Here is a 13694-nt window from a genome sequence, read left to right as displayed (position 1 = left end):
CGGCGTCCGGCGCGGAGCCAGCGCCCCGCTCAATGGCAGCGTAAACGACACCGCGTAGTAGAACGTGCGGGGGTGGGGGTCGGCGGAGTAGAAGCGCGCGGGAGCGGGCTCGGACCAGGAGATGGCGCGCAGCGGGCCCGCGGGTCCGCTGCCTTGCGCCGCCGAGCAGGTCAGCCGGGCGGCTCGGCGAAGCGCTCCGCCCGCTCGCGGTGCCCCGAGGCGGCGGCCGCCGCCTCGGCCGCGCCGATGACCGACCCGGGCATCCGGCTCAGCCGCTCCACCTGCTCGGCCAGCCGCAGGTGCTCGGCCCGCCCATGCTCCCGACAGGCCAGGCAGGTGACCCGGTCGGGGTTCGGCGAGGTCGCCGCGTAGGGCACCCGCAGCCCGCACCCGGTGCCGACGATGCTCGGCAGCTCGCCGACAAGACCGAAGGTGGCCGCCATCATGTCGCGTGCGGCCGCGTCGGCCCCGATCACATCCGACCGGACGTGCACGTGCGGATCGTGGGGGTTCATGGGCGTCACCTTCCTCCGTGGTCCGTCCCGAGGCGTTCGCGGGCGGCCGGCGCCCGGGGGCCGTCGTACCGCGCGAACAGGCGCAGCGCTTCGGCCGCGTGCCGCCGGGCCTGCTCGCCGTCGCGTCCGCGCAGCGCCTCCCGGCTGGGGTCGGCCTCCTCGAAGTGCTGCCGACGCTCGAACTTCCAGGACCGCCGGTTACGGAAGGGCGCGTGCCTGTCACGGAAATCGCGCCGGTACTCCGGCCTGGCCAGCCGCTCGCCCATTGCCGAATCGAGCCGGAGGGCCGCCGCGTCAGGCATCGGGGATATCCGGCTTCGCCGACCGCAGCATCGTGCCCGGAATGACGACCAAGCGCTCGTTCGCGGCAATCCGCACATCGGCGGGCAGCCGCGCCGCATAGGAGGCCGTGAGGTCACGTCCGATCACCGCGACATCCCCGTTGTCCAGCTCCCAGATGTCCGGGCAGTCATCCTCTACCTTCGACTCCCCCAGCTCCTTCGCCGACTTCCCCAACCGCCGCGCGAACGCGGCGGACGGGTCGGCCTGCCGGCCTTCGGCCATGGCCTGCTCCTCAACAGGGGTGCGCGGCCTGCCCGGCCCCTCCACCCGGCCGCCGCGCGCAGCCGATACCCGCTACGGCCCGTGATCACCCCTGCCCGCGCCGCTCACGCCCCCGGCGGGCCCGAGTCGACGATGAGGCCGGCGGCGGGTTCGGTGTAGGAGACGCTGACCAGGCGGTCGTGTTCGAAGGTGAGGCTGGTGACGCTGGCGAGGGCGCACTGGCGGCGGTCGGGGCGGTGCCACAGGCGGCGGCCCTCGGAGGCGCGGCGGGTGATCCAGATGGGCAGCTGGTGGCTGACGCAGACGGCCTCGCGGCCGCGCGCCTCGGCGCGGACGGCGCGGATCTGCGCCACCATCCGGCGGCGGATCTCGTGGTAGGGCTCGCCCCAGGACGGCAGGACCGGGTTGTACAGGTAGCGCCAGGTGCGCGGGTCGCGCAGCGCGTCGCGGTTGACGATCTTGCCCTGGAGCCGGTTGCCCGCCTCGACCAGGCGCTCGTCCAGGTGGATCGGCAGTCCGAAGGCCTCGGAGATCGGCTCGGCGGTCTCCTGCGCCCGCTCCAGCGGGGAGGAGTACAGCGCGACGACGTCGTGCCCGGCGAACCACCCGGCCACGGCCTTGGCCATGTTCCGGCCGTTGTCGCTGAGGTGGAATTCGGGCAGCCGCCCGTAGAGGACGCCCTCGGGATTGTGCACCTCACCATGCCTGAGCAGGTGCACGACTGTCGTTTCGCTCATCGGACGGCAGCTTAGCCGCTCGATATCGAGCTATGTCCCCGCCCGCCCGTCGCGTCCGGAATCGGACCCGGACGCCTCGTCCAGCAGCGCCCTGGCGCGGCGCACGCCGGCCTCGTTGCCGAGCCGCCGGTACAGGTCCAGCGCCGCCCTGGCCTGCTCGGGCGCCTGGAGCAGTTCGCCCGCGCCGAGCAGGGCCATTCCGAGCACGTAGTGGGCGCGCGCCGTCCCCGCCGTGTTGTCCAGCCCCTGGTAGACCTCCAGGGCGGCGCGGGCCGGCAGCAGCGCGTCAGTGTAGCGGCCGGCCTCGATGTAGGTCTCGGCCTCGGCCCGCCGTGACCGGGCGCACCACCAGTTGTCGCCGAGTTCGGCGAAGGTGCGGGCGCAGCGCCGGAACTCCCGGCCCGCCTCCGCGGACCGGTCGCGGCGGGCCAGCGCCCGCGCCTTGGCCCAGCGGGTGCGCGCCACCCCCCACTGGTCGCCGAGGCGCTCCAGCAGCTTCTCGGCGGCGTCCAGGCTGTCCCACTCGTCGTCGGCGGCGCCCGGGCGGTTCATCTCGCCCTTGGCGCGCAGGCAGCGGGCGAGGTCCCAGCGCTCGTCGCGCTCCAGGAACAGGTCCATCGCGGCCTCGATCCGCTCCGCGCCCCGGTCGTGGTCGCCCTGGGCGCTGTGCACCTCGCCGAGCGCGCGCAGGGTCTGCGCCTCTGAGTAGCGGTTGTTCCCGGCGCGGAACACGGCCAGCGCCTCCTCGAGCAGCTCGCCCGCCCGCGCGTAGTCCTGCTCGAACTCGTACACCTCGGCCAGGTTGCGCAGGGTCCTGGCCCGCCACCAGGGATCGCCGGCCCGCTCGAACTCCTCGATGGCGCGCGCCAGTTCGGTGCGGCCGTCGTCGAGGTCGCCGAGCAGCCGCTTGTTCATGCCGATGGTGCGCAGCGCGCGGGCCGCCCACAGCGGGTGCCGCTCGGCCAGGAAGGTCCGCCTGGCCAGCTCGCCGAGCCGCCCCGACTCCTGGTAGTCGCCGCGCCCGTTGAGCAGCGCGGCCCGGTCCAGCTGGGCGATGGCGCGGGCCAGCGGGCTGCCCACCTGCCCGGCGGCGCGCAGCCCCGCCTCGGTGGCGGCGTCCCAGTCGGTCCAGTAGCTGCGCAGCGAGTGGCAGAGCGAGGCCAGCGCGCGGCTGATCTGCCAGCACAGCCCCCACTCGCCCAGGTCCTCGGCCTGGTCCAGGCAGAACAGCAGGGTGCGCCGCTCGGCCGCCAGCCACAGCGCCGGGCGGGCGCCGGCGTTGTCGCGGCCCAGCGGCGGCGCCGGCTCGTCGGTCCTCCCCATGCCGGGCGGCGATCCGGTCGCCCAGTCCTGCGGCCAGCGCGCGGCGGCGGCGCGGCGCGCCAGCCGGGCGTAGAGGTCGATCACCCGGACCAGCGCGGCGCGCCGCTCGACGGTGGCGTCCCCCTGCCAGGGCAGCCGCGGCCACCAGCTGGGCCGGGCCAGGCGCGGGGTACTCTCCTGCCACAGGTCCAGCAGCACCGCCCGCACCAGGTCGTGCAGCCGGTATCTCAGCGTGTCGGTGCCGTCGACGGCGACCGTCTCGACCAGGCTCTGCCGGGCCAGCCGCTCCAGCAGCTGCCGCGACTCGCGCGGCTCGCAGGGCAGCAGCGGCACCCCGATCCACTCCGGGAAGGAGTCGACGTCGAGGAAGGAGAGGAACTGCAGCAGCCGTTTCTCCTGTTCGGTGCGGGCGTCGTAGCTGACCATGACGCTGGCCCGGACGCCGTCCAGCACCGGGCCGAGGTCCTCGGAGAGCTTCATGGCCAGGAAGGAGGCCCGCCAGTCCTGGTTGCGGTGGAGTAGGCCGCCGCAGACGCTGATCGCCAGCGGGAGGTCGCCGCACACGCGCAGGATGGCCCGCGCCGCCTCGGGCTCGGCATCGATCCGCTCGGGCCCGGCGAGGTGGGCCAGCAGCCGTAGGCCGTCGTCGGGCTCGAGCCCGGACAGGTGCACCGTCTCGGCCGCGCCCAGCGCCAGCTCCTGGCGGCTGGTGACGATGACGGCGCAGCGCGAGCCGTTGGGCAGCAGCGCGCGCACCTGCGCCTCGTCCTTGGCGTTGTCCAGGAAGATCAGCAGCCGGCGGCCGAAGGTGTGGGTGCGCCACAGCCGGGCCAGCGCCTCCAGGCCGCCCAGGTCGGTGGGCGGGCGGGCGCCGAAGGCCTGCAGGAAGTCGTTGATCACGGTCTGCGGGCGGCGGCCGTGCTGCCCGCCGGCGCCGCGCAGGTTCACGTAGAGCTGGCCGTCGGGGAAGCGGTCGGCGACCTGGTGCGCCAGCCGGGTGGCGATCGCCGTCTTGCCGGTGCCGCCCGGGCCGTAGACGGCCACCACCAGCGGCCCGTTGGGACGGCCGCCCCGGGCCAGCCGGCGGAACCAGCGGGCCAGGTTGGCCATCGGCGCGCGCATCGCCGGGCGCGGGAAGCGCTGGAAGTGCGCGGCCAGCGTGGCGAGTTCGGCGCGGCGCCCGACCAGGCCCTCGGAGTCCTTGGGCAGCTGGCGCGGCACCAGGGTGCGTTCGAAGGAGGCGCTGCGGTCGCGCGGGATGGGGTCGGTGAAGGCGGCGAGGAAGGCGAAGAGCACCCCGGTGCCGATCACCATGCCCAGGCCCCAGCCGCCCAGGGTGCCGATCCACGGCAGCGCGCCGAGTTCCACCACGATGGCGCTCAGGAAGACGACGACGGCGGCGGTGCCCGCCCAGATGCGGCGCGTCCGCAGGCGTTGGAGGAAGCCTCTGCCGCCCCGGCGTACCTCCGGCGGGCCACTGCGCATCCGGACACTCCCAAGCCGCTCCGTGCTCCGATCGCCCGGCGGGCAAGGCGATCCAGCGCCCGCCCGTGGCGTTCCGCAGCACTCACCGTATGGCAGCGGACGGACACGGGTGGAGGGCCGGGGGTCACATCGCGGCGACGGCGCGCGCGGCCTGCGGCAGGGCGTCGAGGACGCGCTCCACGGCGGCGTCGTCGTGGGCGGCGGAGCAGAACCAGGCCTCGAAGGCGGCCGGCGGCAGGTACACGCCCCGGTCGAGCATGGCGTGGAAGAAGACGGCGAAGCGGTCGGTGTGCTGGCGGCGGGCCTGGTCGAAGTCGGTGACGGGCTCGGGGCCGTCGGTGAAGAAGACCGAGAAGAGGTTCCCCGCCGTCTGCAGGCGGTGCGGCACCCCCTCGGCGCTGAGCGCCGCCGAGGCGGCGGCGCCGATGGCGGCGGCGACCGCGTCGATGCGGGCGTAGACCTCGTCGGTGGCGGCGCGCAGGGTGGCCAGCCCCGCCGCGGTGGCCAGCGGGTTCCCCGACAGGGTGCCGGCCTGGTAGACGGAGCCCGACGGGGTGAGCGCGTCCATCAGCTCGGCGCGGCCGCCGAAGGCGGCGGCGGGCAGGCCGCCGCCCATGACCTTGCCGAAGGTCATCAGGTCGGGGACGACGCCCTCGCGGCCGAACCAGCCCGAGCGGGTGACCCGGAAGCCGGTCAGCACCTCGTCGGAGATGAGCAGGGCGCCGTGCTCGGCGGTGACCTCGCGCAGCCTGGCGTTGAAGCCGTCCAGCGGCGGCACCACGCCCATGTTGGCCGGGCACGCCTCGGTGATGACCGCCGCGATCTCGGCGCCGGCCGCGGCGAAGGCGGCGTCGACGGCGGCGGGGTTGTTGTAGGGCAGCACGATGGTGTCGGCGGCGACCGCGCCGGTGACGCCGGGGGAGTCGGGCAGCGCGAAGGTGGCCACCCCGGAGCCGGCCGAGGCGAGCAGCGCGTCGACGTGGCCGTGGTAGCAGCCGGCGAACTTGACCACCTTGCTGCGGCCGGTGACGCCCCTGGCCAGCCGGACGGCCGACATCGTCGCCTCCGTGCCGGAGTTCACCAGCCGGACCCGCTCGACGGGGGCGCGGGCGGTGATCTCGGCGGCCAGTTCGACCTCGCCGGGGGTGGGCGCGCCGAAGGAGGTGCCCCGGCCGGCCGCCTCGCGCAGCGCGGCGACGACCTCGGGGTGGGCGTGGCCCAGGATGAGCGGCCCCCAGGAGCAGACCAGGTCGACGTAGCGGTTGCCGTCGGCGTCGGTGATGTAGGGGCCGTCGCCGGAGACGATGAACGGCGGTGTGCCGCCAACGGCGCCGAAGGCGCGCACGGGGGAGTTCACCCCGCCCGGGATGACGGCGCCGGCCTGGTCGAAGAGTTCGCGCGATCGCGTCCGCTCGGTACCCACGGGGCCAGTCTGGCAGGTGCCGGGCCGGTGCGCGCACCGGCCGCCCCGTCCGCGCGGCCGGCCGCGGCGGCTGCCAGAATCGGCGGTCCGACGCCCCTTCTCCGAACCGATTCGCTCACGAGGAGCCGCCATGACCGACGCACCCGCCACCGCGGACCTGATCGACCGGCACGGCGACGAGCTGCAGAGCTGCGAGGTGCAGTTCCGCCAGTACGGCGGGCGCAGCTCCTTCGCCGGCCCGATCGCCACGGTCAAGTGCCACGAGGACAACACCCTCGTCAAGCTGCTGCTGACCAGCCCCGGCGAGGGCCGGGTGCTGGTGGTCGACGGCGGCGGCTCGCTGCGCACGGCCCTGGTGGGCGACGTGATCGCGGGCGCCGCCGCCAAGGGCGGCTGGGCCGGTGTGGTGGTGTACGGCGCCGTCCGCGACGTCGACGCCCTGCGCGGCCTGCACCTCGGCGTCAAGGCCCTGGGCTCCAACCCGCGCCGCTCCGCCAAGGCGGGCGCCGGCTCCGCCGACGAGCCCGTCGCCTTCGGCGGCGTCGTCTTCCGCCCCGGCGCCTGGCTCTACAGCGACTCCGACGGCATCGTGGTGGCCGAACGGCGGTTGTGAGGGGGCGGCGGCGCGGGAACCGGCCGTCGGATCGTCGCGGGGGAAGCCCCTTGGTCAACAGCGTTCCGCTCCGGCTTGCGCCGCACAAGGCCCGGACCGCGCCCCCGCGCACGCCGTGGCGCGTTTCTTCCCGCACCCGACCGGCCCCGGCTTCCCGGACCACCCGCCCGCGCCGGACGGGCCGGAACGAGATCCCCGCCCGGCTACATCTCGTCGCAGGCGTCGACCAGGATGTCCAGCACCACGATCGGGTCGGGCAGCTCGCGGTCGACGGGGCGGCGGATCCAGGCCACCTCGTTGCTCGACGGCAGCCGCGAGGGCGGCGCGATCACGTAACTGTCGCGGCAGTGCCAGCGCAGCCCCGGGGCGTCCTCGTTGGTCTCGGGGAAGCAGTCCAGGTGGCAGGACCACCATTCGTCCTCGTCCTCGGGCGCGCCCCTGGTGGCCACGAAGAACAGGTAGCGCTGCGCGTCGTAGGCGGCCACCGGCCCCACGTGGACGCCCGCGCGCCCCATCCGCGCCAGCGCCATCACCCCGGCCGCGGCCGGGACGTCGAAGACGTCGAAGACGCGCCCCGTCGGCAGCACGATGTTCGCCTCGGGCTCCGCCGCCCACCAGCGGCCGATCGTCTCCGGTTCCGTGGTGGCCTGCCAGCCCCACACCGCCGACGCCGGGTGGCCGCCGGGGTCGGGGCAGCCGATCCGGTCGCAGGAGCAGGCCCGCGGGCCGTCGCGCAGCGGGTACGCGCCCGGGCACACCGGCCAGCCCAGCGCCGCGTACTCCAGCGCCGCCGCCAGGGTCCGGCTCGGACCCCGCTGCTGCCCCTTGCGAGTGACCAGCTCGACCATGCGCGCTCCCGTCGGTGTCGCCTGCCTGGCACGCGGACCCCGGCCACCGGCGCGCGGGTTCGCCGCACGCGGATTCGGGGGAGTTCCGGCGTACCTCGATGATGCCGGTAACCGAGCCGCGAGCGGGGGCACTCCCGGATAAAGGACGGGTGCGCACGCGCCCGCCCACCACCGTGGACGGACCGCGGGCCACCCGGTCCACCCGGGGGTCGCGACGGTATCCCGCAACGCCTCCGACGCTACCCGCCGCGCGGCCGCGGCGGCGCCGCGGGGGCCGCCCGGTGCGGGTTCAGCCGCCGCCCTCCCCGGCGTCCTCCACCAGGGTCTGCAGCGACGAGATCTCGTCCTCCGGCGGCAGCGCGATGTCGATCGGCTCGGCCCAGCCGGAGTAGGCGGCGCTGCTCAGCGCCCGGGTGCCGGTCTCGACCTCCACCTGCACGTCGAAGCGGAGCGGCAGCCCCCGCTCGTCCAGCAGCAGCGTCCACTCCACGGTGTCGACACCCTCCTCGATGAGCGTGTCGTAAGCCTCGTCGGCGCTGTTGCGGCCCAGCACCGCCATCGGCGCCGTGCCCTCGTAGCGCTGCGCGGCGGCGCCCTCCGAGGAATCCGCCACTGGGCCCTCGGTCAGCTCGCCGGCCTCCACCAGCGCGACCAGGTTCTCGGTGGAGGCGTCCATCCTGGCCTCCTCGGCGATCGCGAAGATCTGGTCGAAGATGGCGACGAAGGGCCCGAGTTCGGCCTCGTAGGCGGCCAGCTCCTCGCGGCTCAGCCTGATCCAGGGACGTTCGCCCAGTTCGAGCGCTGCCTGGTCCTGCAGCGCGTAGACGACGTCCTGGGCCAGGATCAGCTCGGTGGCCGGCGGCTCGGCCTCCGCGCCCTCCTCGGGGGTGTACTGGTCGATGGTGATGCGGGCGACGGGTTCCTCGCCCGTGATGACCTCGGCCGTCAGCGTGTCCTCGCGGGACTGCCCCGGGATGGTGATCGAGACCTCGCTGCGCAGCGTGCCGGCGGCCGCGACCTGCTCGGCGACCAGGGCGGCCAGCGCCGGCGCGTCCTCGGGCAGCGCTCCCGGCCGCGTGACCGCCCCGGCGTCGGGGGTCGCCCCCCAGGCCGGCCCGCCGGCCTCGGGCTCGGCGGAGGCGTCGACGGCGGGCTCGCCGCCCTGGCAGGCCGTGGCGGCGAGCACCAGGACGAGGGCCGCGGCGAAGGAGGCTGCACGTCTCACAGTTCCGGAAGCCTAACGGCCATCTGCGCAGCCGCCCAGCGGCCGGCCGGCCCCCCGGGCTCGGCCCCACGAGCGCGACGGCCGCCCTGGGCCCGTTCCGGGCCCGCCAATGGGCTCAGGGACCCTTAAGCCGGGGCGGGTGCGAGCAGTACGCTGATGCCCTACCGAGTCCGAGCCCAGCTACGGGGTGCCCTGGTGAACCGATGGGTGTGGCGTGCGCGCCGCCACCACGAGACCGGCGCCTCGGCCCTGGAGTACGCGGCGCTGATCGCGGTCGCCGCGGCCCTCGTCGGCATCCTCATCGCCTCGGGCCTGCCCGCCCGCGTCGCCGACGGCACCGAGGCCGGGCTGTGCCGGCTCTTCCAGAACCCCGACAACGCGGCGGAGTGCGAGGAGCCCGGCGACGGCTCCGGCGCCGACGGCACCGACGGCACTGAGGGCCCCGGCTCCGACGACCCCGGCGGCGGCGACTCCAGCGGTGGCCAGGACGCGGCCGACGAACTCCAGGCGGCGGAGGAGGCGCACGCCGACGCCGAGGACGCCATGGACGAGGTCTGGGACGACATCCTCCTCGAACTGGTCGAGCTGGCCATTCCGCTGGAGGACATCGAGGCCTGCCTCACCGAGGGCGACATCATCGCCTGCATCACCGCGCTGATCGACCTGGTGCCGTGGACCAAGGCGCTCAAGCTGGCCCGGCGGCTGCCCACCATCTGGCGGCTGGCCAACCGCTTCCTGGACCGCCGCCGCGAACTCGAACAGGCCCGCGAGCGGCTGGACGACGCCCGCGACGCCTGCCGCCGCCGGTCCAGCTTCGTCCCCGGCACCCCCGTGCTGCTCGCCGACGGGAGCCGGGTCCCTATCGAGTACGTCGAGGTGGGCGACCACGTGCTCGCCACCGATCCGGCCACCGGCCGCACTTCGGCCGAGCCCGTCACCGACCTCATCACCACGTCGGGGATCAAGATCCTGGTGGAGGTGGGCGTCGCCGGCGGCGGCACCCTGACCGCCACCGACACCCACCCCTTCTGGCTGCAGGAGGACGGGGAGTGGGTCGGGGCCGCCGAACTGGAGGTCGGCGACCGCCTCACCGTGCCCGGCGGCGGCCAGGTCGCCGTGGAGTCCCTCGACACGCGCGTACGGCCGCAGCGGGTGCACAACCTCACGGTCGCCGAGCACCACACCTACTACGTCACGGCGGGCTCCACCGACCTGCTCGTGCACAACACCACCGTCATGTGCCCGCCGGACGACGATCGGCCGGACGACGACCGACCGGACGACATGACGGACGAGGAGTTCTTCCTCCAAGAGGACGCGGCCCTCATCGCCCAGCACTCCAACCGCGCCCGGGAGCTGGGCTTCTCCAACAACGACGAGTTCACCGAGTACCTGGCCGGCCAGATGCGCGAGGGGTCGGGCGCGCTGCGGCAGCCGAACCTCCGCAACGGCCGGTCGGCCTGGTACGACTCCGAACGAGGCGTGATCATCATCTTGAACGAGAACGCGCCCACCCGCAGCACGGCGTACACCGGCACGCTCGACGAGTTTCTCGCACTGCAGTGACGGAGGTCGGTGGTCACATGTCCCCCTCGACGGCTGAGGAGATGGAGGAGCTGGCGCTGCGCGCCAGGCGCGGCCGCCTGGACGCCGCCGGGGTCGACGCGGCCGCGGCCGCGATCGCGTCCGGCACGGACCCGCAGACCCGCCGGACCGCGCTGCGGGTGCTCTACTACGCCGGCTCCGCGGCGGCGCACCTGCCGCTGGTCCGGCGGACGCTGCGCGAGTCGCGCGACCCCGACGAACTGATCCACTGCCTGCGCATCGTGGGCCGCCGCTGGCACGCGGTCGCCGCGTGCGAGGCCGAGGTCGACCGGCTGGTGCGCGGCGTCCCGTGGGACGAGACCGGGGACGTGCGCGTGTCGGCGTGCTCCGCCGCCGCCGAGCACCTGCGCGGCGCGGCCAGTTGCACGCTGCTGACCGCGCTCCTCGACCTGCACGACGCGGCCGCGTCCGAGGACGAGCGGCTGTGGGCGCTGCGCTGCCTCGCCTACGCCGACCGGGCGACGGACGAGCTCTACCCGCCCGAGCGGCCGCCGCTGGAGGCGGATGCGCCCTTCGCCCGATCCGTGGTGGCCGACGCGCGGGATCGTCTCCGCCGCGACTGCGCCGACGCGTGAGGGCCGCCGTGACCATGTCCCACCCCGTGTGGCGGCACCGCGCGGTGCCCGAGCCCATCGCGGAGTGGCAGAACTCCTTCACTCCGCCGATCACGGACCTCGGCCCGGTGGCCTACCTCAACGAGCCGGGGCGCTACCTGTCCGTGCTCGCGGCGGCGTGGCTGTTCAACCCGGCCACCGTCGAGTACCGGGGCGGTGTGTTCCTTGAGGACCGCTTCAGCCCCGACGGCGTGGACGTATGGTCGGCCCACCTCCACGGCGACGTCGCGGCGGCGGAGGCCGCGGTCAACCAGACCGTGCTGTTCGACCTGTTCACCCAGGTGAACGTGGACGCCTGCGGCGAGTACGCCGCCATCCAGCTGGCCCAGGCGATCGGCGAGTGCTGGCAGGGCGTGCTGGCCGGGCGCTACCCCGGGCGCGCGGTCTCCGTGGTCGTCACCGACGAGGAGGACGGCGCCTACGGCCCGACCGTCACCTTCAGCACCGCAGGGCCGGGCTGAGGCGCGGCGCCCCGTCCGCGGGCCGCGGCGGGGTCCTCCGGCCGTGCGCGCCGCCGCCCCGGGACCGGGAGGGCTGATGGTCACGATCGAGAGCTTCCTGGCGGCCGGCGGCGGCCGGCTCGTCCCGGTCGGCGCGTTCGAGGGGCCCTTGCGCGACGGCGACCACGTCGAGGGGGCGATACGCCTGGTCGTCGACGGCACCGAGGTCCTGGACCCGGGCCTGGTCGACTACGTCGACCAGCTGTGGGCCTACATCGGCTCGCCGGCCGCCGACGCGGTCGCCACCGGCGACGCCCAGGTGTACTTCCCCGGGCAGCCGATCCGGTTCCGGCTCACCCGCACCCGGCCGGGCCGGATCCTGCTGGCGCTGGACATGGGCACGCCCGGCCATGTCCGCACGGCCGAGGCCGACGAGGCGGAGCTGCTGCGCGCGCTCGCCGTGAACGGCGCCGCCTTCTTCGAGGCCATGACCCGGCTGAACCCGGGGCACGGCGGCTCCTACCAGCGGGCGGTCGACCGCTTGAACGCGCTCCGGTGACACCGGTGCCGGTCCCGGCGGCTGTCCCGCCCCCGACGGCGAGGTCCGCGCCGCCGTCCCTCGGACCGCCGCCCCTGCCGCCGGCGCCCGACACGGCCGACGACCACGATCGGGCGACTCCCGGAGAGCGACGGCTACCCGTACCGGCCGACGATCCACCGGTCCGGCCGCCGGCTTCTCCCCCGCACCCGGATCCTCCCCCGGCGGTGCCGCGTCTGTACCTGGACCGCGGTCGGCGAGGGGAGCCGTTATGGAGACGAAGACCAGATTGCGCGCGGCCGTCGCCGCCTGGGCGCTGCTCGGCCTGGGCGGCCTCGCGGGCTGCGCCGGGGCGGGCGGCTTGCCGGCCGCCGAACTGGCCCGCGAGGTGGGCTCGGCGCTGGCCGAGCAGAACGGCCGCCCGCCTGACGGCGTCTCTTGCCCGCGCTCCCTGCCCGCCCGGCCGGGGGCGACCGCGGTCTGCCGGGTCACCTGGGACGGAACCGCCGAGAGCGTGCAGGCCACCGTGGTGTCCGTGGCGGACGGCGAGGTCGATGAACTCGCCGTCGCGACGATCGGGCGGCCGAGCGGTGCGGACTGACCCGGTGCGCAGCCGCGGCCGCCCGCCCCGGTCGGCGGGCTCTGTCCCAGCAGACGGACGGCGTGCTGGACCGAGCGTGCGGACGGGGGCCGTCATGGCCGGCCCCCAGAGGGTCCGACCGAGGCCGGACCGCTAGACCGCCGGCTGCCGCGACGCGCCGGCCTCGCCCCGCCGCACCGGCCGGCGGTGCGCTGTCCGGAGCCGGTCATGGCCGGTTCTCGGGCCGAGCTGTGGATCATCATCGGCGGGCGGCGCGTCTACGTCCGTGCACGGCAATCGATGATGGGAAACAGGTGATGGCGTGAGGAAGATCCGTTGGACCGCGGCCACGGCGGCGGCGGCCGGAGTGCTGCTGCTCGGGGCGTGCAGTTTCGAGTTCAGCGCGGGAGGTGGCGCGGTGTCGGCCGACGAGGTGGCCTCTCAGGTGAGTTCGGAGCTGGCCGCCCAGGTCGGGTACGAGCCGGAGGAGGTCACCTGCCCCGAGGATCTGCCCGCGGAGGTGGGGGCGAGCATCCGCTGCGAGCTCACCCATGAGGGCACCACCCTCGGCGTGACGGTGACCGCGTCCGCCGTGGAGGGCGGCCAGGTCGACTTCGACATCCAGGTGGACGACCAGCCCGCCGGCTGACCGCGCCGCAGGTGCCCGGCCGGGCCCGGGCCGGCGGACCCGTTCCGGTGCCGGCGGGCCCGGGCCGCCGGGCCCCGCCCGGGGCAGGTGGGCGTGGGCCCGCGGACCCTGGTCCGGCGGTGGGCGGCATGGTGGACTGAGCGTGCGGAGGGGGGCCGTCACATCCGGTCTGCGCGCGCCTTGAGGTGGAGTCATGCGGAAGTCCTCGCCCTGTCCCTCGCCCGCTGAGGAGGCGGAGCACTGCCGGGTGTGCGGCTACGGCCCGGGCGAGACGAACTGGCATCCCGCCGCCCGCCCGCCGTCCGGGTTCCGGATCTGCCCGTGCTGCGGGGTGGAGTCCGGCTTCGAGGACGCCACGGTCGAGGGCGTCCGCGGCTACCGCCGCGAGTGGCTGCGCCGGGGCGCGCGCTGGTTCAAGCCGCGGCTGCGGCCGCCCGGCTGGTCGCTGGACGCGCAGCTGAGGTCCGTCCCGGAGCGCTTCCGGTGATCTCCCGGACGGTCGCGCCCTCGACCCGGGGCGGCACGCCGCCGCCCG

Annotated in this window: 16 protein-coding genes; 8 read left to right on the top strand and 8 right to left on the bottom strand. The window is 75.3% G+C overall.

The window, feature by feature from the left end; translation table 11 throughout:
* Nucleotides 1–170 precede the first annotated feature (170 nt).
* From CLV72_RS12535 to hemL, 6 genes are all read right to left on the bottom strand, one after another.
* Entirely contained in the window at nt 171–515 is a 345-nt protein-coding gene (locus CLV72_RS12535) for a hypothetical protein (RefSeq protein ID WP_106244930.1), read from the bottom strand.
* 5 nt (nt 516–520) lie between these two features.
* Nucleotides 521–817 (bottom strand): hypothetical protein, encoded by a 297-nt coding sequence (locus CLV72_RS12530; RefSeq protein ID WP_146159440.1) that lies wholly within the window; start codon nt 815–817, stop codon nt 521–523.
* Nucleotides 810–1079 (bottom strand): hypothetical protein, encoded by a 270-nt coding sequence (locus tag CLV72_RS12525; RefSeq protein WP_106244925.1) that lies wholly within the window; start codon nt 1077–1079, stop codon nt 810–812. The genes CLV72_RS12530 and CLV72_RS12525 overlap by 8 nt, the downstream gene beginning before the upstream one ends.
* 104 nt (nt 1080–1183) lie before the next feature.
* Nucleotides 1184–1816 (bottom strand): histidine phosphatase family protein, encoded by a 633-nt coding sequence (locus tag CLV72_RS12520; RefSeq protein WP_106244922.1) that lies wholly within the window; start codon nt 1814–1816, stop codon nt 1184–1186.
* Nucleotides 1817–1846: 30 nt separating this feature from the next.
* A complete protein-coding gene (locus CLV72_RS12515) occupies nt 1847–4624 on the bottom strand; it encodes a tetratricopeptide repeat protein (protein ID WP_106244920.1) in 2778 nt (925 codons plus the stop codon).
* 124 nt (nt 4625–4748) lie between these two features.
* Complete coding sequence (gene hemL / locus CLV72_RS12510; RefSeq protein ID WP_245930128.1) at nt 4749–6047, bottom strand: glutamate-1-semialdehyde 2,1-aminomutase; 1299 nt, start codon at nt 6045–6047, stop codon at nt 4749–4751.
* Nucleotides 6048–6177: 130 nt separating this feature from the next.
* Between hemL and rraA the strand changes: the two genes are divergently transcribed.
* Nucleotides 6178–6660 carry a ribonuclease E activity regulator RraA gene (gene rraA / locus CLV72_RS12505; RefSeq protein WP_106244916.1) on the top strand — a complete coding sequence of 161 codons (483 nt, stop codon included), beginning with the start codon at nt 6178–6180 and terminating at the stop codon, nt 6658–6660.
* Between the two features lie 203 nt (nt 6661–6863).
* On the opposite strand, the gene CLV72_RS12500 is transcribed toward rraA, so the two are convergent.
* Both CLV72_RS12500 and CLV72_RS12495 read right to left on the bottom strand, forming a co-directional pair.
* Entirely contained in the window at nt 6864–7508 is a 645-nt protein-coding gene (locus CLV72_RS12500; RefSeq protein WP_106244914.1) for a bifunctional DNA primase/polymerase, read from the bottom strand.
* A gap of 289 nt (nt 7509–7797) precedes the next feature.
* Nucleotides 7798–8733, bottom strand: coding sequence for a hypothetical protein (locus CLV72_RS12495; RefSeq protein WP_146159439.1), 936 nt, complete (start codon nt 8731–8733; stop codon nt 7798–7800).
* A gap of 195 nt (nt 8734–8928) precedes the next feature.
* Here CLV72_RS12495 and CLV72_RS12490 point away from each other — a divergent pair, with 195 nt between their 5' ends.
* The 7 genes from CLV72_RS12490 to CLV72_RS12460 all read left to right on the top strand — a co-directional run bounded on the left by CLV72_RS12490 (nt 8929) and on the right by CLV72_RS12460 (nt 13646).
* Complete coding sequence (locus tag CLV72_RS12490; protein WP_146159438.1) at nt 8929–10299, top strand: polymorphic toxin-type HINT domain-containing protein; 1371 nt, start codon at nt 8929–8931, stop codon at nt 10297–10299.
* A gap of 17 nt (nt 10300–10316) precedes the next feature.
* Nucleotides 10317–10913, top strand: coding sequence for a hypothetical protein (locus CLV72_RS12485; RefSeq protein WP_146159437.1), 597 nt, complete (start codon nt 10317–10319; stop codon nt 10911–10913).
* Nucleotides 10914–10927: 14 nt separating this feature from the next.
* Complete coding sequence (locus tag CLV72_RS12480) at nt 10928–11413, top strand: hypothetical protein (protein WP_211302836.1); 486 nt, start codon at nt 10928–10930, stop codon at nt 11411–11413.
* Nucleotides 11414–11489: 76 nt separating this feature from the next.
* Nucleotides 11490–11951 carry a hypothetical protein gene (locus CLV72_RS12475; protein WP_106244902.1) on the top strand — a complete coding sequence of 154 codons (462 nt, stop codon included), beginning with the start codon at nt 11490–11492 and terminating at the stop codon, nt 11949–11951.
* 250 nt (nt 11952–12201) lie between these two features.
* Nucleotides 12202–12531, top strand: coding sequence for a DUF4333 domain-containing protein (locus CLV72_RS12470; protein ID WP_106244900.1), 330 nt, complete (start codon nt 12202–12204; stop codon nt 12529–12531).
* Nucleotides 12532–12832: 301 nt separating this feature from the next.
* Entirely contained in the window at nt 12833–13159 is a 327-nt protein-coding gene (locus tag CLV72_RS12465) for a DUF4333 domain-containing protein (RefSeq protein ID WP_106244897.1), read from the top strand.
* Nucleotides 13160–13352: 193 nt separating this feature from the next.
* Nucleotides 13353–13646: a hypothetical protein gene (locus CLV72_RS12460; protein ID WP_146159436.1), complete on the top strand. Its 294-nt coding sequence runs from the start codon at nt 13353–13355 to the stop codon at nt 13644–13646.
* Nucleotides 13647–13694: the final 48 nt, after the last annotated feature.

It is taken from the genome of Allonocardiopsis opalescens (genome assembly GCF_003002095.1).
Classification (GTDB): Bacteria; Actinomycetota; Actinomycetes; order Streptosporangiales; family Streptosporangiaceae; genus Allonocardiopsis; species Allonocardiopsis opalescens.
The sequence above is the reverse complement of the archived record's forward strand: the minus strand, read 5'-3'. Positions and strand labels throughout refer to the sequence as shown.